Source organism: uncultured Sphingomonas sp., assembly GCF_936927845.1.
In the GTDB taxonomy this organism is placed as follows: domain Bacteria; phylum Pseudomonadota; class Alphaproteobacteria; order Sphingomonadales; family Sphingomonadaceae; genus Sphingomonas.
Genome location: NZ_CAKZHV010000001.1, coordinates 60,835 through 78,830, shown reverse-complemented (window position 1 = coordinate 78,830; position 17,996 = coordinate 60,835). Strand labels below are relative to the sequence as shown.

15 protein-coding genes and 1 tRNA gene are annotated in these 17,996 nt (G+C 68.0%); 11 read left to right on the top strand and 5 right to left on the bottom strand.

All coding sequences use genetic code 11. The annotated features are described in order from the left end of the window. Window positions 1-148: 148 nt before the first annotated feature. Window positions 149-235 (bottom strand) — tRNA-Leu (locus Q0579_RS00305). 186 nt (window positions 236-421) lie between these two features. Here Q0579_RS00305 and Q0579_RS00300 point away from each other — a divergent pair. The 8 genes from Q0579_RS00300 to Q0579_RS00265 all read left to right on the top strand — a co-directional run bounded on the left by Q0579_RS00300 (window position 422) and on the right by Q0579_RS00265 (window position 10,266). Then, window positions 422-1,354 carry a complex I NDUFA9 subunit family protein gene (locus tag Q0579_RS00300; protein ID WP_298807974.1) on the top strand — a complete coding sequence of 311 codons (933 nt, stop codon included), beginning with the start codon at window positions 422-424 and terminating at the stop codon, window positions 1,352-1,354. Between the two features lie 51 nt (window positions 1,355-1,405). After that, window positions 1,406-2,212 carry an undecaprenyl-diphosphate phosphatase gene (locus Q0579_RS00295; RefSeq protein ID WP_298807963.1) on the top strand — a complete coding sequence of 269 codons (807 nt, stop codon included), beginning with the start codon at window positions 1,406-1,408 and terminating at the stop codon, window positions 2,210-2,212. Window positions 2,213-2,371: 159 nt separating this feature from the next. Further along, a complete protein-coding gene (locus Q0579_RS00290) occupies window positions 2,372-3,811 on the top strand; it encodes an NAD(P)-dependent oxidoreductase (RefSeq protein ID WP_298807962.1) in 1,440 nt (479 codons plus the stop codon). Beyond that, on the top strand, window positions 3,808-4,104 hold the full coding sequence (locus tag Q0579_RS00285; RefSeq protein WP_298807961.1) for a nucleotidyltransferase domain-containing protein: 297 nt from the start codon (window positions 3,808-3,810) through the stop codon (window positions 4,102-4,104). The genes Q0579_RS00290 and Q0579_RS00285 overlap by 4 nt, the downstream gene beginning before the upstream one ends. After that, on the top strand, window positions 4,101-4,580 hold the full coding sequence (locus Q0579_RS00280) for a hypothetical protein (protein WP_298807959.1): 480 nt from the start codon (window positions 4,101-4,103) through the stop codon (window positions 4,578-4,580). Before Q0579_RS00285 ends, Q0579_RS00280 begins: the two co-directional genes overlap by 4 nt. Continuing rightward, window positions 4,577-9,100, top strand: a complete 4,524-nt coding sequence (gene gltB, locus Q0579_RS00275) for a glutamate synthase large subunit (protein ID WP_298807957.1) — start codon at window positions 4,577-4,579, stop codon at window positions 9,098-9,100. The genes Q0579_RS00280 and gltB overlap by 4 nt, the downstream gene beginning before the upstream one ends. 118 nt (window positions 9,101-9,218) lie before the next feature. Continuing rightward, window positions 9,219-9,890: a glutathione S-transferase family protein gene (locus Q0579_RS00270; protein ID WP_019517479.1), complete on the top strand. Its 672-nt coding sequence runs from the start codon at window positions 9,219-9,221 to the stop codon at window positions 9,888-9,890. Window positions 9,891-9,894: 4 nt separating this feature from the next. After that, window positions 9,895-10,266: a tRNA-binding protein gene (locus Q0579_RS00265; protein WP_298807950.1), complete on the top strand. Its 372-nt coding sequence runs from the start codon at window positions 9,895-9,897 to the stop codon at window positions 10,264-10,266. 3 nt (window positions 10,267-10,269) lie between these two features. Here Q0579_RS00265 and Q0579_RS00260 read toward each other — a convergent pair whose 3' ends face one another. Continuing rightward, the gene (locus tag Q0579_RS00260; RefSeq protein ID WP_298807949.1) at window positions 10,270-11,157 is read right to left on the bottom strand and encodes a LysR family transcriptional regulator; all 888 of its coding nucleotides are present in this window, start codon (window positions 11,155-11,157) and stop codon (window positions 10,270-10,272) included. Between the two features lie 90 nt (window positions 11,158-11,247). On the opposite strand from Q0579_RS00260, the gene Q0579_RS00255 reads away from it, so the two are divergent. Further along, the gene (locus Q0579_RS00255) at window positions 11,248-13,353 is read left to right on the top strand and encodes a malate synthase G (RefSeq protein ID WP_298807947.1); all 2,106 of its coding nucleotides are present in this window, start codon (window positions 11,248-11,250) and stop codon (window positions 13,351-13,353) included. A gap of 35 nt (window positions 13,354-13,388) precedes the next feature. Next, window positions 13,389-13,955, top strand: a complete 567-nt coding sequence (locus Q0579_RS00250; protein ID WP_298807944.1) for a lipocalin family protein — start codon at window positions 13,389-13,391, stop codon at window positions 13,953-13,955. 15 nt (window positions 13,956-13,970) lie between these two features. Here the strand turns inward: Q0579_RS00250 and Q0579_RS00245 are convergent, their stop codons facing one another. From Q0579_RS00245 to hppD, 3 genes are all read right to left on the bottom strand, one after another. Continuing rightward, a complete protein-coding gene (locus tag Q0579_RS00245) occupies window positions 13,971-14,345 on the bottom strand; it encodes a Rieske (2Fe-2S) protein (protein WP_298807971.1) in 375 nt (124 codons plus the stop codon). Between the two features lie 19 nt (window positions 14,346-14,364). Further along, window positions 14,365-15,666: a homogentisate 1,2-dioxygenase gene (gene hmgA, locus Q0579_RS00240; RefSeq protein ID WP_298807941.1), complete on the bottom strand. Its 1,302-nt coding sequence runs from the start codon at window positions 15,664-15,666 to the stop codon at window positions 14,365-14,367. A 176-nt stretch (window positions 15,667-15,842) separates the two neighbouring features. Beyond that, a complete protein-coding gene (gene hppD, locus Q0579_RS00235; protein ID WP_298807938.1) occupies window positions 15,843-16,895 on the bottom strand; it encodes a 4-hydroxyphenylpyruvate dioxygenase in 1,053 nt (350 codons plus the stop codon). 118 nt (window positions 16,896-17,013) lie between these two features. Here hppD and Q0579_RS00230 point away from each other — a divergent pair, with 118 nt between their 5' ends. Beyond that, window positions 17,014-17,988: a M48 family metallopeptidase gene (locus Q0579_RS00230; RefSeq protein WP_298807936.1), complete on the top strand. Its 975-nt coding sequence runs from the start codon at window positions 17,014-17,016 to the stop codon at window positions 17,986-17,988. The last annotated feature ends 8 nt before the right edge of the window (window positions 17,989-17,996 follow it).

Here is a 17,996-nt window from a genome sequence, read left to right as displayed (position 1 = left end):
TAGCAGCCCTCACCACGATTTACGGCAGTTTTCCGAGGGTTTGGGGACGATTGGTGCCCCGGACTGTGTAGCAGTTCTGTGTAGCAAACGCTCTCTGGGGACCGTCCTTTCGACGATCCCCCAGCATTATCAATGCTTTGAGAACAAATGGTGCCCAGAAGAGGACTCGAACCTCCACGACCTTGCGATCGCCAGCACCTGAAGCTGGTGCGTCTACCAATTCCGCCATCTGGGCACGGGTGGAAGCGGGAACGCTTCCGGGTAGGCCGGCGCCTCTAGTGGAGTGCGCGAGTCCTTGTCAACGCTTTCCCGCGGAGAAAAATACGGACCGTTGCGTCACCCGGGCGCGCAGCCTTGTTATTGCGCGGTGCGCGCGGCTAAAGCGAACGCGACTTTCCAGGGATCTTCGTTGATGACCGGCGTGAACAACAAGCTCGTGACCCTGATCGGCGGCGGCGGCTTTATCGGTCGCTACGTCGCGCAGGCGTTGTTGAAGGCGGGTGCGCGCGTGCGGATCGCGCAGCGTGATCCGCGGCAAGCGTTCTTCTTGAAACCGCTCGGCGCGCTCGGGCAGACGCAGTTCGTCGCGGTGGACGTGACCCGCCCCGACACGGTGGCGCGCGCGGTCGAGCATGCCGACGGCGTCGTCAACCTGGTCGGCAGCTTCGAAGGCAATCTCGATCGCATCCACGTCGAGGGCGCGCGCGCGGTCGCCGAGGCCGCGACGCGGATGGGCGTGAGTGCCTTGGTCCACGTGTCCGCGATCGGCGCCGACGCAGGAAGCGCGTCCAACTACGCCCGCACCAAGGGCGAGGCGGAGGCCGCGGTGCGCGAGGCGTTCGCGACCGCGACGATCCTGCGCCCGTCGACCGTGTTCGGACGCGAGGACCAGTTCATCAACCGCTTCGCCGGGATGATCGCCAGGCTGCCGGTCGTGCCCGTGCTGCGCAGCGGCGCGCGGTTCCAGCCGGTCTATGTCGGCGACGTCGCCAACGCGGTCGTCGCGGGCCTGAGCGAGCCGGCGCGGTTCGGCGGCCATACCTTCGAACTCGGCGGGCCCGAGGTGCTGACCATGCTGGAGATCCAGCAGCGGATCGCGTCGCACATCGGGCGCCACCCCACCTTCCTGCCGCTGCCCGACGCGGTCGGCGGCCTGCTCGCCAGCGTGCCGGGCGGTCCGCTGACGGGCGACCAGTGGAAGCTGCTCCAGCGCGATTCGGTCGTCACCGCCGGCGAGGGGCTGACCGCGATGGGCCTCGCGAGGACGCCGTTCGACGCGGTCGCGCCGGGCTGGCTGGTGCGGTACCGCAAGGCGGGGCGCTTCTCGCTGCTGAGCGACGCTGCCAAGGGCTGACGCCTTTCCAGCCTCGGATTGCCCCTTAGTCTCTCCTGTCGGAGCTGCCTCTTGAACGACCTGCTCACCGCCGCGCTGCTCGGCATTGTCGAGGGAGTGACCGAGTTTCTGCCGGTCTCCTCCACCGGCCACCTGATCCTGGCGAGCGCGCTGCTCGGTTATGACGAGGCGCATTGGCGGTTGTTCAACATCGTGATCCAGTTGGGCGCGATCCTGGCGGTGGTGGTGCTGTACTGGCGAACCTTCTGGACCGTGCTGACAGGCCTGTTCGCGCGCGAGGCGGGTGCGGTGCGGTTCGTGCGCAACCTGTTGATCGCGTTCATTCCCGCCGCCGTCATCGGCCTGGCGCTCAAGAAGCAGATCGAGGCGCTGCTGCTGCAACCCCGCGTTGTCGCGGTCGCGCTGATCGTCGGCGGCGTCGCGATCCTGGTGATCGAGCGGCTGGTGAAGCCCGGCACGACGCGCGGCATCGCCGACGTGCCCGCGCGCACCGCGCTGGGGGTCGGTTTCCTGCAGTGCCTGGCGATGATCCCCGGCGTCAGCCGCTCGGGCGCGACGATCCTGGGCGCGCTGAGCCTCGGGGTCGAGCGGCGCACCGCGGCGGAATTCAGCTTCTTTCTGGCGATCCCGACGATGCTGGGGGCGAGCGTGGTGGAGTTGGGCGGGCACCACCACGAGTTGATCGCGGGACAAGGCGCGGGGCTGGGTGCGATCGCGATCGGTTTCATCGTGTCGTTCGTGGTCGCGCTGCTGGTGGTGCGCTGGTTCGTCGGCATCGTGGGCCGGCACGGCTTCGCGCCCTTCGCCTGGTACCGGATCGTCGCCGGCGGACTCGCACTGGCATTGCTCCTGCATTGATGGGGTTTAAACCGGACCTTTAAGGCGGGTCAAAGCCTCGTCGAACTAGATGAGCAGCGATCGAGAAGGGCTTTTTAGGTCCGCTTTGCTTACCATGTTGTTTGATTTCGCGTGACATGCCCGCGTTGATATGAAATTGCGGCCATCGGAGATTGACCGATGGCCGACATGCTTCGTTTCGTTGAACGCCCGCAAGCCTATCCCGGCAAGCGCGAGGCAGAGGCGCGCGCCGACGATTTTCGCGAGATCGCCGAGCGCTACGCGGTGCAATCGGCGGAGGACCAATCGGGGCGCTGCTCGCAATGCGGCGTGCCCTATTGCTCGGTTCACTGCCCGCTGCACAACCACATCCCCGACTGGCTGCGGCTGACCGCGGAAGGCCGGCTGCGCGAGGCATATGAGCTGTCGAACGCAACCTCGACCATGCCCGAGATCTGCGGCCGCATCTGCCCGCAGGACCGGTTGTGCGAGGGCAATTGCGTGATCGAGTTCACCGGCCACGGCGCGGTGACGATCGGATCGGTCGAGAAGTTCATCACCGACAAGGCGTGGGAGGAAGGCTGGGTCGAACCGCTCGTCCCCGGCAGCCCGCGTGGTCAATCGGTCGGCGTGATCGGCGCCGGCCCCGCCGGGCTGTCGGCGGCGGAATATCTGCGCGGCCACGGCTACGAGGTCCACGTCTACGACCGGCACGACCGCGCGGGCGGGTTGCTGACCTATGGCATCCCGGGCTTCAAGCTCGAGAAGCCCGTCGTCACCCGCCGGGTCGAGCGGTTGCGGGCGGGCGGCATCGTCTTCCACGAACGCTTCGCGGTCGGCGAGGATGCGACGCTCGACGAATTGCGGCAGCGCCACGACGCGATCCTGATCGCGACCGGCGTGTACAAGGCGCGCGCGATCGACGTCGGCGGGCATGATGCAGCGGGGGTGGTCGCCGCACTCGATTATCTCACCGCCTCCAACCGCAAGAGCTTCGGCGACCAGGTGCCCGCGTTCGAGGATGGAAGCCTGAACGCCGCGGGCAAGAACGTTGTCGTGATCGGGGGCGGCGACACCGCGATGGACTGCGTCCGCACCGCGATCCGCCAGGGTGCGAAGAGCGTGAAGTGCCTCTACCGCCGCGACCGCGCCAACATGCCCGGCAGCCAGCGCGAGGTGGCGAACGCCGAGGAAGAAGGCGTCGAGTTCGTCTGGCTCTCCGCGCCTGCGTCGTTCGTGGAGGACGGCGGCCGGGTCACCCACGTCCGCGCCAACCGGATGCGGCTGGGCAGCGCGGACGCGAGCGGCCGCCGCACGCCCGAGATCGATCCGGGTGCGGCGAAAGACATGCCTGCCGACCTCGTCGTCAAGGCGCTCGGCTTCGACGCGGAGGATTTGCCGCATTTGTGGGATGCGCCCGAACTGGGTGTCACGCGCTGGGGCACCGTGCTGGTCGACGCGAAAACGCTGATGACCAGCCTCGACGGCGTGTTCGCGGCCGGCGACATCGTGCGCGGCGCGAGCCTGGTCGTCTGGGCGATCCGCGACGGCCGCGACGTGTCGGCGGCGATGCACAAGTATCTGAAGGCGAAGGCGGCGGACACGAAGGTGGCGGCGTGAGGCTGACCGAACACGAGGTGTCGGCGATCAAGCAGGCCGCGCGCGAGGCGTTCGGCGACGATGCGGTCGTGCGCCTGTTCGGCAGTCGCGTCCACGACGACCTGCGAGGCGGCGACATCGACCTGCTGGTCGAGGTCGATGCGCTGTCCGATGAGCGACGGCAGAAGAGCGAGTTCCTTGATCGCTTCTGGCGCATGACCGAACCGCGCAAGGTCGACGTGCTGACCGCGGTCCGTAATGCCGCGCCAGGACCGTTCCAACGCATCGCTTATCGCGACGGGATCGTCCTGTGACCACGCCCGAACACGACATATTCACGCGACTGCTCGTACGGCTGGAACGGCTGCATGCTTCGATGGCGGACGACTTGGCGCTGCTGGGCGACGTGCCGGACGATCTCGCCACGTTCGAGGCATTGCCGCCCGCGCGTCGATCCGGGTCGCGCGCGGTGCTGAAAAGTTTCGAGCAGATCGAGGATCAGCTCGCGCGCGCATTCCGGTTGATCCCGCGCCTTCTCGCCGAAAATACCGATCAGTGGTTCGCGCGCGACTATGCCGATTACATGGAAAAGATCGGCATCTTGGATGATGCGGCACGTTGGTCGGTCATCGTCCGCCTGCGCAACGATCTTGTCCACGATTACCCGCTCGACGCGGACGTCCAATATGCGCGTTTCCGCGCCGCAGTGGCCGCGCTCGACGATCTATCGGCGGCATATCGCAAGCTCTTGTTGTTCGCCCAAACCGAATTGCGGGACCACCTGCCATGACACACTTCCCTGACGACCAGCGCGCCTATCTCGCCGAGCACGGCATGTACCGCCCCGAGTTCGAGGGCGACGCGTGCGGTGTCGGCCTCGTCGCCGCGACCGATGGCAAGCCGTCGCGCCGCGTGGTGCAATCGGCGATCGACGCGTTGAAGGCGGTGTGGCACCGCGGCGCGGTTGATGCCGATGGCAAGACGGGCGACGGCGCGGGGCTGCACGTCGATCTGCCGGTGCGCTTCTTCGATGATTGCGTCGCGGCCTCGGGGCACAAACTGCTCCCCAACCGGCTCGCGGTCGGCATGGTGTTCCTGCCGCGCACCGATCTGGGCGCGCAGGAGACGTGCCGCACGATCGTCGAGGCGGAGATGATCGAGGCCGGCTACACCATCTACGGCTGGCGGCAGGTGCCGGTGAACGTGTCGGTGATCGGCGCCAAGGCGCAGCTGACGCGACCCGAGATCGAGCAGATCATGATCGCGGGGCCGATGCCCGACGCGGTCAGCGCGGAGGAGTTCGAGAAGAACCTCTACCTCGTCCGCCGCCGGATCGAGAAGCGCGTGATCGCGGCGCAGATCCAGGGCTTCTACGTCTGCTCGCTGTCGTGCCGCTCGATCATCTACAAGGGGCTGTTCCTCGCCGAGAGTCTATCGGTCTTCTACCCTGATCTCACCGACCAGCGTTTCGAGAGCCGCGTCGCGATCTTTCACCAGCGTTATTCGACCAACACCTTTCCGCAATGGTGGCTGGCGCAGCCGTTCCGGTGCCTCGCGCACAACGGCGAGATCAACACGGTTCGCGGCAACAAGAACTGGATGCTCTCCCACGAGATCCGCATGGCCTCGATCGCGTTCGGCGAGCATTCGGAGGACATCAAGCCGGTAATCCCCGCGGGCGCCAGCGACACCGCGGCACTTGATGCCACGTTCGAGGCGATCTGCCGGTCTGGCCGCGACGCGCCGACCGCGAAGCTGATGCTGGTGCCCGAGGCGTGGCAGTCGGGCGGCGACACGCCCGACGCGCATATCGCGATGTACCAGTATCTGGCATCCGTGATGGAGCCGTGGGACGGCCCGGCCGCGCTCGCGATGACCGACGGGCGCTGGGCGGTCGGCGGCGTCGATCGCAATGCGCTGCGCCCGCTACGCTACACGCAGACCGCCGACGGTTTGCTCATCATCGGTTCCGAAGCGGGCATGGTGGTGGTGCCGGAGAGCAGCGTGATCGCCAAGGGGCGGCTGGGCCCGGGGCAGATGATCGCGGTCGACCTGCACGAGGGCCGCGTGCTGCGCGACCGTGAGATCAAGGACAAGATCGCCGCCGAGCACGATTACGCCGCGATGATCGGCGAGTTCTCGAGCGTCGACGACCTGCCCCCCGCCCCACTCGACAGCACGACGCGCTACGACCGCGCCGAGCTCGCCAGGCGGCAGGTCGCGGCGGGGCAGACGCTGGAGGACATGGAGCTGATCCTGTCACCGATGGTCGAGACCGCGAAGGAAGCGATCGGATCAATGGGCGACGACACCCCGCTCGCGGTCATCTCCGACAAGCCGCGGCTGATCAGCCAGTTCTTCCGCCAAAACTTCTCGCAAGTCACCAACCCGCCGATCGACAGCCTGCGCGAGCGTTACGTCATGTCGCTGAAGACGCGCTTCGGCAATCTCGCCAACATCCTCGACACCGAGGATCGGCGCGAGCGCGTGCTGGTGCTCGATTCGCCGGTGCTGACCGGCGCGCACTGGCACCGGCTGAAGGCCTATTTCGGTTCAAGCGCGGCGGAGATCGAATGTACGTTCGAGGCGGGCGGCGGTGCGGAGCGTCTGCGCGCCGCGATCCAGCGCATCCGCAACCAGGCCGAGCAAGCGGTGCGCGAGGGGCGCAGCGAGCTGTTCCTGACCGACGAGAATATCTCGCGAGAACGCGTCGCGATCCCCGGTGTGCTCGCCGCCGCCGCGGTCCACACCCATCTCGTGCGCCGCGGGCTGCGCTCCTACGCGAGCGTCAACGTCCGCACCGCGGAATGCCTCGACACGCACTACTACGCCGTGCTGATCGGCGTCGGCGCGACGACGGTGAACGCGTATCTGGCCGAGGCCGCGATCGTCGACCGCCAGGCGCGCGGGTTGTTCGGCGACCTTGCGCTCGACGATTGCCTCGCCCGCCACAAGAAGGCGATCGAGGAAGGCCTGCTCAAGATCATGTCGAAGATGGGGATCGCGGTGATCTCCTCCTATCGCGGCGGCTATAATTTCGAGGCGGTGGGCCTGTCACGCGCGCTGGTCAACGACCTGTTCCCCGGCATGCCCGCCAAGATCAGCGGCGAAGGCTATGCCTCGCTTCACGTCAACGCGACGGAACGCCACGAGGCGGCGTTCGACGCGGGCGTTGCGACGCTGCCCATCGGCGGCTTCTACCGCCAGCGCCACACCGGCGAGGCGCACGCTTATTCCGCGCAGCTGATGCACCTGCTCCAGACGGCGGTGTCGACCGACAGCTATTCGAGCTACCTGCAATTCTCGCGCGGGGTCGCCGACCTGCCGCCGATCTACCTCCGCGATCTGTTCCAGTTCAACTTCCCCGCAGAGGGCGTCGCGGTTGATCAGGTCGAGGCGATCACCGAGATCCGCAAGCGCTTCGTCACCCCCGGCATGAGCCTCGGCGCGCTGTCGCCGGAGGCGCACGAGACGCTGGCGATCGCGATGAACCGTATTGGCGCGAAAGCCGTCTCGGGCGAGGGTGGCGAGGACAAGGTCCGCTACACGCCGTATGAGAATGGCGACAACGCCAATTCGGTCATCAAGCAGATCGCGAGCGGAAGGTTCGGCGTCACGTCGGAGTATCTCAACGCTTGCGACGAGATCGAGATCAAGGTCGCGCAAGGCGCCAAGCCTGGCGAAGGCGGGCAGCTGCCCGGCTTCAAGGTGACGGAGTTCATCGCGCGGCTGCGCCATTCGACGCCGGGCGTCACGCTCATCTCGCCGCCGCCGCACCACGACATCTATTCGATCGAGGATTTGGCGCAGCTCATCTACGATTTGAAGCAGATCAACCCGCGCGCGCGCGTCTGCGTCAAGCTCGTGTCGTCGGCCGGCATCGGCACGGTCGCGGCGGGCGTCGCCAAGGCACACGCCGACGTGATCCTCGTCTCCGGCCACGTCGGCGGCACGGGCGCGTCCCCCCAGACCAGCATCAAATATGCCGGCACGCCGTGGGAAATGGGCCTGAGCGAGGTCAATCAGGTCCTGACGCTCAATGGGCTTCGCGGCCGCATCAAGCTGCGCGCAGACGGCGGATTGAAGACCGGGCGCGACATCGTCATCGCCGCGATCCTGGGCGCGGAGGAGTTCGGCATCGGCACGCTCAGCCTCGTCGCGATGGGCTGCATCATGGTGCGGCAATGCCACTCGAACACCTGCCCGGTTGGCATCTGCACGCAGGACCAGAAACTGCGCGACAAGTTCGTCGGCACGCCGGAAAAGGTCATCAACCTGATGACCTTCATCGCCGAGGAAGTGCGCGACATCCTCGCGCGGCTGGGCGTGCGTAGCCTCGACGAAATCATCGGCCGCACCGAGCTGCTCCGCCAGGTCAGCCGCGGCGCGGAGCATCTCGACGACCTTGACCTGAACCCGATCCTCGCCAAGGTCGACGCATCGGATGCGGAGCGGCGGTTCAGCCTGTCGACGTTCCGCAACGAGGTGCCCGACAGCCTCGACGCGCAGATCATCAAGGATGCCGCCCCCGTCTTCTCGCGCGGCGAGAAGATGCAATTAACCTATTCGGTGCGCAACACGCACCGCGCGGTCGGCACGCGGTTGTCGAGCGAGATCACGCGCACCTTCGGGATGAGCAAGCTCGCCGACGGCCACGTCACCGTCCGCCTGCGCGGCTCGGCCGGGCAGAGCCTCGGCGCATTTATGTGCCGCGGCATCACGCTGGAGGTATTCGGCGATGCCAACGATTACGTCGGCAAGGGCCTCTCGGGCGGCACGATCATCGTGCGGCCAGCGGTATCCTCGCCGCTCGCCAGCCAGGACAACACCATCCTCGGCAACACCGTGCTCTACGGCGCGACCGCGGGGCGGCTGCTCGCGGCGGGTCAGGCGGGCGAGCGGTTCGCGGTGCGCAACTCGGGCGCCGACGTGGTGGTCGAGGGCTGCGGCGCGAACGGGTGCGAATATATGACCGGCGGCACCGCGGTGGTGCTGGGCGAGGTGGGGCAGAACTTCGGCGCCGGGATGACCGGCGGCATGGCGTTCGTCTATGATGCGAAGGGCAGCTTCGCACGCAACGCCAATCCGGAGAGCATCGTGTGGCAGCGCGTCGCGTCCGAACACTGGGCCGAGACGCTCCGCGCGCTCGTCCACGCGCACGCCCGCGCCACCGACAGCCGCTGGTCGAAGGGGTTGCTGGAGGATTGGGACGCTGCACTCGCGCACTTCTGGCAGGTGGTGCCGAAGGAAATGCTCACCCGCCTGCCCCACCCGCTCGACGACAGCATCGAATTGGTCGCAGCGGAATGACCCGATCGCGCGCGTCACCCGCGGTGGTGACGCGCGCGTTCACGCAACTCGCCGCAAAGCCGCGCTTGGTCGCGTGCGCCTCTTGCCCGCCACCGCAGGCCCGCTATCAACCAACGATATGTGGCAGTTGCACCAATTCACCCTGTGTCCGTTCACCCGCAAGGTGCGTACGCTGCTCAACGAAAAGGACGTCGGCTACCAATTGGTGCGCGAGCATCCGTGGGAGCGGCGCGACGATTTCCTCCACATGAACCCCGCCGGGCAGACCCCGGTGATGGTCGAGCCCAACAAGGGCGAGGTGCTGATCGATTCGCTCGCGATCTGCGAATATTTCGAGGAAACGGTCGACCGTGCGGCGATGATCAACGGCTCCTCGGCCAATCGCGCCGAAATCCGCCGGCTGGTCACCTGGTTCGACACCTTCTTCTACCGCGACGTGACGCAGCCGCTGCTGGAAGAGCGGATGCTCAACCGGCTGGTCCATCGCACCGCGCCGAACGCGTCACGGTTGCGCGAAGCGATGAAGTCGTCGGTCGGCCACCTGGATTACATCGATTACCTGCTCGATCATCGCAAATGGATCGCGGGCGCGACGATCAGCCTCGCCGATCTGGCCGCCGCGTCGCAGATCTCGGTCGCGGATTACCTCGGCGGAATCGACTGGACCGGGCACGCGCACGCCAAGGCGTGGTATTCGGCGTTCAAGAGCCGCCGCAGCTTTCGCCCGCTGCTGACCGAGCGTGTCAGCGGAATCGAGCCGCCGAGTTATTACGAGAACCCGGATTTCTGACGCCGTGCACGTGAGCAACGACCCTGCCGCACCCGCCGCCGATCCGATCGGTTTCGACGATTGGATGCGCGTCGACATCCGGGTCGGCACGATCCTGGCGGTCGATCCTTTCCCCGAGGCGCGCAAGCCCGCGTTCAAGCTCACGATCGACTTCGGTGAGCCCGTAGGCGTCAAGCGATCCTCGGCGCAGATCACTGTGCGCCACTCGGCCGACGAATTGATCGGGCGACAGGTCGCCGCGGTGGTCAATTTCCCGCCACGGCAGATCGGACCGATGATGTCGGAGGTGCTGACGCTCGGCTTCCCCGACGCGGACGGCGCGGTGGTGCTCGTCAGTCCGGCACGTCCGGTGCCGAACGGCGGGCGATTGTTCTAGCGCTCACTCCCACGCCGCGGGATCGATCGTCTCGCGCAGAAAGGCGACGAACGCGCGCACCGCGGGGGCGACAATCGGCGCGCGCGGGTGCAGCGCCCAGATCGCGACGTCCAGCATCCCCTCCCACTCGGGCAGCACGCGCACCAGCCGACCGTCGCGCAACGCGTCGCCGACGTCCCACAATGATCGAAGCGCGATCCCGACCCCCGCGAGTGCCAGTTCGCGCACCAGCTCGCTCGAATTGGTCTCGACATGGCTCGCGCGGTCGACGCTCGCGCGGCGCGTGGCGCTGACCAATCGCCACGGCATTTGCCCTGCCGCCGCGAGCAGGCGGTGTGCCGCGAGATCGGCGACGCGCCCTGGCACGCCCGCGCGCGCCAGATAGGCCGGGCTCGCGCACAGCACGCGGCGACTGGCACCGAGCCGGTGCGCCTCCAGCGAGGGCGGCACCGCGGCGGCGATGCGGATGCCGACGTCGACCCCGCCCGCGACCAGATCGACGAATGCGTCGGACAGGTCGAACGCCAGCCTCACCTGAGGATGCGCGTTGAGGAACCGGTGCAGGTGCGGCGCGACGTGGAGGCGCCCGAACGAGGTCGGTGCGCTGACGCGGAGCAGCCCGGCGGGCGCTGCCGCCGCCCCGGTCAGGCGCGCTTCCGCCGCCTCGACCGCGGAGAGGATCGCGACCACGTCGGCGTGGAATTGCTCGCCCGCGGGGGTGAGCGCCAGCCGCCTGGTCGTGCGCTGCACCAGCCGCGCGCCGAGCCGCGCCTCCAGTCGCGCCAGCCGGCGCGACGCCATCGCGGGTGACAGGCGCAGCTCACGCGCCGCCGCCGCGATGCTGCCGGCGGTCACCAGCCGCGCGAAAAGTAGGTAATCGGGGTCGATCATTCGTGCATATCGCTACCGACTGCCGCGACATCAATGCTTCTAGTGGCGTGAACGAAGCGACGCTACAAGCGTGCGGGCAGGAGAGAGCAGATGACCGAGCAGATGACCAAGTGCGCCGGCCTCCACGTGGCGACCGACCTCGCGACCTTCATCGAAGAGCGCGCACTGCCCGGCACCGGCGTCGATCGCGACGCCTTCTGGACGGGGATGGCCGACCTGTTCGCCCGGTTCGCGCCGGAGAACCGCGATCTGCTCGCGCGCCGCGACGCGTTGCAGCATCGCATCGACGATTGGTACGCCGCGCGCGCCGGCCAGCCGATCGACCAGGCCGAGTATCAGGCGTCCCTGCGCGAGATCGGCTATCTCGTCCCCGAACCCGCAGCCTTCACGATCGACACGGCGAACGTCGACGCCGAGGTCGCGACCACCGCCGGGCCGCAGTTGGTCGTGCCGATCCTCAACGCGCGCTTCCTCTTGAACGCCGCGAACGCGCGCTGGGGCAGCCTGTACGACGCGCTGTACGGCACCGACGCGCTCGGCTCGCCCAACCCTGGCGGTGCGTATGACACGGCACGCGGGAGCCAGGTGATCGCCTGGGCAAAGGCATTCCTTGATGACGCGGTGCCGCTGGCGAGCGGATCGTGGGCGGAGCTCACGAGCGACGAGATCACATTAGCCGACCCCGCGCAGTACGTCGGTCGCAGCGAGAAAGGTCGTCTGTTCCGCCACAACGGCCTCCACATCGAGGTCGTGTTCGATCCCGATCACCCGATCGGCCGCGACGATCCCGCGGGCATCGCCGACGTCATCCTGGAGAGCGCGGTCACGACGATCTGCGACCTGGAGGATTCGGTCGCCGCGATCGACGCCGCCGACAAGGTCGCGGCCTATGCCAACTGGCTCGGGCTGATGCGCGGCGACCTCACCGACACGTTCGAGAAGAACGGTCGCGAGATGACCCGCCGGCTCAACCCCGATCGCCGCTATACCGCCCCCGATGGCAGCGAGATCGTGCTGCCCGGCCGCAGCCTGCTGTTCGTCCGCAACGTCGGCCATCTGATGACGAATCCTGCGGTCCGACTGGCGGACGGCAGCGAGGCGCCCGAGGGCATCCTCGACGCGATCGTCACCAGCCTCGTCGCGCTTCACGACATTCGGGGGGAGCGCCGCAACAGCCGCGCGGGCAGCATCTACATCGTCAAGCCCAAGATGCACGGCCCCGACGAATGCGCCTTCACCGACCGCCTGTTCGACGCGGTCGAGGATCTGCTCGGCCTGCCACGCCACACGATCAAGGTCGGCGTGATGGACGAGGAACGCCGAACCTCGGCCAATCTCGCCGCGTGCATCCACGCGGTGCGCCACCGCATCGTGTTCATCAACACCGGCTTCCTCGACCGCACCGGCGACGAGATGCACACCGCGATGCGTGCCGGCGCGATGATCCGCAAGGCGGAGATGAAGGGTGCCGACTGGATCAAGGCGTATGAGGATCGCAACGTCCAGATCGGGCTCGCGTGCGGGCTGTCGGGGCGCGCGCAGATCGGCAAGGGGATGTGGGCCGCGCCCGACATGATGCGCGACATGCTCGAACAGAAGATCGCGCATCCGATGAGCGGCGCGACCACCGCCTGGGTGCCGTCGCCGACCGCGGCGACGCTGCACGCGACGCATTACCACCGCGTCGACGTGTTCGCGCGGCAAGAGGCGCGCCGCGCCGAGCCGGTCGCCGCGCTCGACCGCCTGCTCACCGTGCCGCTGGCGGCGGGGCGCAACTGGACGCCGCAGGAGGTGCGCGAGGAGCTCGACAACAATGCGCAGGGCATCCTCGGCTATGTCGTGCGCTGGATCGACCAGGGGGTGGGCTGTTCCAAGGTGCCCGACATCCACGACGTCGGGCTGATGGAGGACCGTGCGACGCTGCGCATCTCGTCGCAGCACATGGCGAACTGGCTGCTCCACGGCGTCGCCACCGCCGACGAGGTCGATGCCGCGCTTACCCGCATGGCCGCCAAGGTCGACGCGCAGAACGCGGGCGACCCGGCCTATCGAGCGATGGCGGGCCGCGAGGACGAGAGCATCGCGTTCCAGGCCGCGCGCGCGCTCGTCTTCGACGGCGTCACGCAGCCGAGCGGCTATACCGAGCCGCTGCTCCACGCCGCGCGGTTGCGCGAGAAGGCGCGCGCGCAGGGCTGAGGGAACCAGGCTGGCGTTCGCTGGTAGGGATGCGCATGGCACAGCAATCCCCCCGTCCCAACGCCGCCGTCCTTGCCGGAGCAGGCGCTGCCGCGCTCGGTCTTGGCGGCTTCCTCTACCTGCGTGCGAAGCGCCCGCCGGTCATCAACCCCGCCGTGCCCGAACCCGCGAAGCCGGTCGACCTCAACCGCTATCTCGGCCGCTGGTACGAGATCGCGCGCCACGAGTACGTGTTCGAGGAGGGGATGGACGCGGTCACCGCCGATTATTCGCGGCTGTCGGCGGACAAGATCGGCGTCACCAATGCAGGCACCCGCGACGGCAAGCGCAAGGTCGCGCGTGCCAAGGGCGTGGTCGCGGACAAGGACACGGGCGCGAAGCTCAAGCTGTCGTTCTTCGGGCCATTGTACGTCGGCGATTACTGGGTGCTCGACCACGCCGACGATTATAGCTGGTCGATCGTCGGCGAGCCGGGCGGGCGCTACCTGTGGCTGCTGTCGCGCTCGCCGCGTCCCGGCGACAAGGACGTCGACGCGCTGTTCGCCCGCGCGAAGTCGCTAGGCTACGACACGAACGCGCTGCGCCGCACGCGTCAGCCGTGACGCGCGCGGAGGCGGTCAGGCGGCGGTGACGATCACGCCGCCGTCGACGCGCACCGGCCACGGTGTCAGCCGCGCGCCCATGCACGGCCCGCCCTCGCAGCGGCCATCGGCAATCGCGAACACCGCGCCGTGCCACGAGCACATGATCCGCGCGCCATCGGGCGTCAGATAGGCGTCGAGTTCCTGCGCGAGCGGTAGCCCGGCGTGCGGGCAGCGGTCGACATAGCCGTAGACTGCTTCCCCCTGCCGCACGACGAAGCCGTGAAAGCGCCCCGCGCGCAATCGCAGCACGTAGTTGCGCGCGGCACCGTCGGTGATCTGATCGAGCGTGCCGAGCTTCACCCCCGAAGGCGTCGCGAAGACGCGAGCGGATTGCTCGGCGGTCGTCACCTCGCTCACGCGCGCACCTTCATGAACGGGGCAGCGTCGCCTTGGGGAAATCCGCCCAGACCGCATCGTAATCGAGCTGCGCGTGCGTCAGCGCGTACTCGGTTGGCCGGTACGCCCAGCAGCTCTCGAGCATGAACGCCATCGTGCCCTCGATCTTGTGCGGCTTGAGGTCGGCGGCGCTCGCGCCCTGCCAGCTCGCGACGTCGGGGCCGTGCCCGCTCATGATGTTGTGGAGCGAGATGCCGCCGGGCTGGAAGCCTTCCGCCTTCGCATCATACGCGCCGGTGATCAGCCCCATCGCCTCCGACATGACGTTGCGGTGGAACCACGGCGGGCGGAACGTTCCCTCCGCCACCATCCAGCGCGGCGGGAAGATGACGAAATCGGCGTTGGCGCGGCCGGGCACGTCGCTTGGGGATGTCAGGACGGTGAAGATCGACGGATCGGGATGGTCGAAGCTGACGGTGTTGATCGTGTTGAAGCGCGACAGGTCATAGCGCCAGGGCGCGAGATTGCCGTGCCACGCGACGACGTCGAGCGGCGAATGGTCGAGCGTCGTCGTCCACAGCGACCCCATGAACTTCTGGATGACCTCAGTCGGCTCGTCGCGATCCTCGAACCAGGCGACCGGCGTCTCGAAATCGCGCGGGTTGGCAAGGCCGTTGGCGCCGATTGGGCCGAGATCGGGCAGGCGGAACAGCGCGCCGTGATTCTCCGCGACATAGCCGCGCGCCTGGCCGTCGGGCAGCAGCGCCTTGAAACGGACGCCGCGCGGCACGAGCGCGACCTGCCCCGGCGCGACCTCGATCCGGCCGAGTTCGGTCAGCAGCTCCAGCCGCCCCTGCTCGGGGATGAAGAGCAGTTCGCCGTCCGCGTCCATGAACACGCGCGCGTCCATGTCCTTGGTCGCGGCATAAACGTGCATCGCGACGCCTTCGAGGTCGGCGGGGTGGCGATTGGTCAGCATCGTCGTCATGCCGTCGACCAGATCGACGCGCTCTCCGCCCGGTAGCGGCAGCGGATCCCAGCGCAGCCGGTTGGGTGGCAGCGGCGCGTCGGGGGTATCGGGGGCGAAACGTGCCGCGCCCGCATACGCCTCGAACGGCGGATGCTCCGCGGTCGGGCGCATCCGGTACAGCCACGAGCGGCGATTCTCGTGCCTTGGCGCGGTGAAGGAGGTGCCTGACAGTTGCTCGGTATAGAGCCCGAAGGCGGGGCGCTGCGGCGAGTTGCGCCCGATCGGCAGCGCGCCGGGGATCGCCTCGGTCGAGACGTGGTTGCCGAAACCGGGGATGTAGGCGGGGGTGATGGGGTCGGTCATCCTCGGTCCTTTCTTGGGCGGCTTTGTGTAACGAACCCGCGGGTGGATCGTGTCACGCCCGCCGGCGCGTCAGACGCGGCGAAGCCGCGCCTTGTGCGCCGGCTTCGTCGCGCTGGCCGGTCGACGGCGCCACCTGCGTGGCGCATCTCGTGCGAAGCGTTCGCTTCGCACATCGATCAGGCGTCGACTGTGATGACACCGCGCCGAATTTGGTCGAGTTCAATCGACTCATACAGCGCCTGAAAGTTGCCGTTGCCGAACCCCTCGTTGCCTTTGCGCTGGATGATCTCGAAGAAGATCGGGCCGACCATGTTCTCGGTGAAGATCTGCAGCAGCAACCCTTCCTCGCCGACGTTGCCGTCGATCAGGATGCGGTTGCGGCGCAGCCGCTCCAGGTCCTCGCCGTGGTTCGGCACGCGCTTGTCGACCAGCTCGTAATAGGTCTCGATCGTGTCCTGCAACCGCACGCCGCGCGCGCGCAGTTTCTCGACGGTGGTGTAGATGTCGTCGGTGGTGAGCGCGAGATGCTGGATACCTTCGCCGTTGTAATCGCGGATGAACTCCTCGATCTGGCTCTTGTCGTCCTGGCTCTCGTTCAAGGGAATGCGGATCGCCTTGTCGGGCGCGATCATCGCCTGGCTGAACAGGCCGGTCGCCTTGCCCTTGATGTCGAAATACTTCTGCTCCTCGAAGCCGAAGATCTGGCCGTAGAACGCCGACCACGTCCGCATCTGCCCGCGCCGCACGTTGTGCGTCAGGTGATCGAGCAGGTCGAGCCCGACGTTGTTCTCCGCCGCCGCCTCGCGCCAGCGCTCGACCTCGGTCCAGTCGGCGAACGGATCGGCATCGACCAGATACAGCAGCGATCCGCCGATGCCTTCGAGCACCTGCGCGTCAGGCAGTGCGCTGCCGCTCGCGTCCAGCGCCTTGGCGCCACGCTCCACGGCCGCGTCGAGCGCCTCGCGCGCGTTCGAGACGCGGAACGCCATCGCGTTCGCCGACGGGCCATGGGCCGCGCGGAACTCGGCCGCCTGCCCCGTTTCCTCGCGGTTGATCAGCAGGTTGATGCGGCCCTGGCGGTAGAGCGTCACCTGCTTGGTCGGGTGCGTCGCGGCGGGAACGAAGCCGAGCGCCTCGAACTGCCTGGCGAGCGTGTCGGGTTCAGGTGAGGTGAATTCGCAGAAGGCGAAGCCGTCGAGCCCCATCGGATTGACGTCGATATGGTCCATGAGCATGCTCCACTGGTATCAAGTGAAACTATTCTGATGCGTGAGGCGCGCGAAGTCAATGCGGGCGCGGTGTTGCGCGGTGATGACCGCGCGACCGGCACGGCGTAGAGGAGGACGCATGTCGCGTCTGCTCCGCATCTTGCTACCCCTCACGCTGCTCGCCGCCGCAGCGCCCGACATCCGCGCGACGTTCGAGGCGTTGCGGGCGCAGGACGCGCGGCTCGCGAGCGTGGCGTGGCGGCTCACCACCGCGAACGCCGCGCTGTGCCGCGACCAGCAGCCGGGCACCGGGCTCGTGCTTCACGCGATCGATCAATATGCCGCGCGTGATGCCGACACGGCGCGCGCGGTGTTCGGCTTCGCGGAGCCGGTCGCGGTGGAGTGGGTGGTCCCCGGTTCACCCGCCGCGCGGGCGGGGATCGTCCAGAACGAAGGACTGGCAGCGATCGCCGGCGCGCCGCTGACCGCGCCGACCGCCGCGCACGACACCAGCGCGACGCGCGACGCGGCGCTCGCCCGGCTGGCCGCGCGACCGCTGGGCGCACCGATCGTGCTGACGCTCAACGATTCGCACGGCACGCGCCGCGCCGTGATCGCGCCCGTCCCCGCCTGCCGCAGCGAGTTCGAGGTGGTTGCAGGACCCAAGCTCGGCGCGTCATCGGACGGGCATGTCGTGCAGGTCGGCGCGCGGTTGATGGAGACCTACGGCGACGACGATGTCGCGGTGGTCGTCGCGCACGAGCTCGCGCACACGATCCTGCGCCACCGCGCGCGGCTGGAGGCGGCGGGGGTCAAATGGGGGTTGTTCGGCGAGTTCGGCCGCAACGCGCGGCTGTTTCGCAAGACGGAAACCGAGGCCGACGTGCTCGGCGCGTTCCTGCTGCGCAACGCCGGCTGGGACCCGCAGAATGCGGTGCGCTTCTGGCAGGGGCCGGGAAAAAAGGTTGACCCCGGCATGTTCCGCAGCCGCACGCACCCTTCCCCCAAGGAGCGCGCGGCGGTGATCGCGGAGGCGCTGGCGGCGGTGCCGGCGGGTGCGCCGACGCCGTACCTGCCGCCGATCCTGGATCAGCGCGACGCGGCGTTGCGGTGAACGCGGTT

Excerpts from the sequence above, each read along its gene's own strand:
- Q0579_RS00290 (WP_298807962.1), top strand. The coding sequence starts at position 2,372 with ATGGCCGACATGCTTCGTTTCGTTGAACGCCCGCAAGCCTATCCCGGC.
- gltB (WP_298807957.1), top strand. The coding sequence starts at position 4,577 with ATGACACACTTCCCTGACGACCAGCGCGCCTATCTCGCCGAGCACGGC.
- Q0579_RS00270 (WP_019517479.1), top strand. The coding sequence starts at position 9,219 with ATGTGGCAGTTGCACCAATTCACCCTGTGTCCGTTCACCCGCAAGGTG.
- Q0579_RS00260 (WP_298807949.1), bottom strand. The coding sequence starts at position 11,157 with ATGATCGACCCCGATTACCTACTTTTCGCGCGGCTGGTGACCGCCGGC.
- Q0579_RS00255 (WP_298807947.1), top strand. The coding sequence starts at position 11,248 with ATGACCGAGCAGATGACCAAGTGCGCCGGCCTCCACGTGGCGACCGAC.
- Q0579_RS00250 (WP_298807944.1), top strand. The coding sequence starts at position 13,389 with ATGGCACAGCAATCCCCCCGTCCCAACGCCGCCGTCCTTGCCGGAGCA.
- hmgA (WP_298807941.1), bottom strand. The coding sequence starts at position 15,666 with ATGACCGACCCCATCACCCCCGCCTACATCCCCGGTTTCGGCAACCAC.
- hppD (WP_298807938.1), bottom strand. The coding sequence starts at position 16,895 with ATGGACCATATCGACGTCAATCCGATGGGGCTCGACGGCTTCGCCTTC.
- Q0579_RS00230 (WP_298807936.1), top strand. The coding sequence starts at position 17,014 with ATGTCGCGTCTGCTCCGCATCTTGCTACCCCTCACGCTGCTCGCCGCC.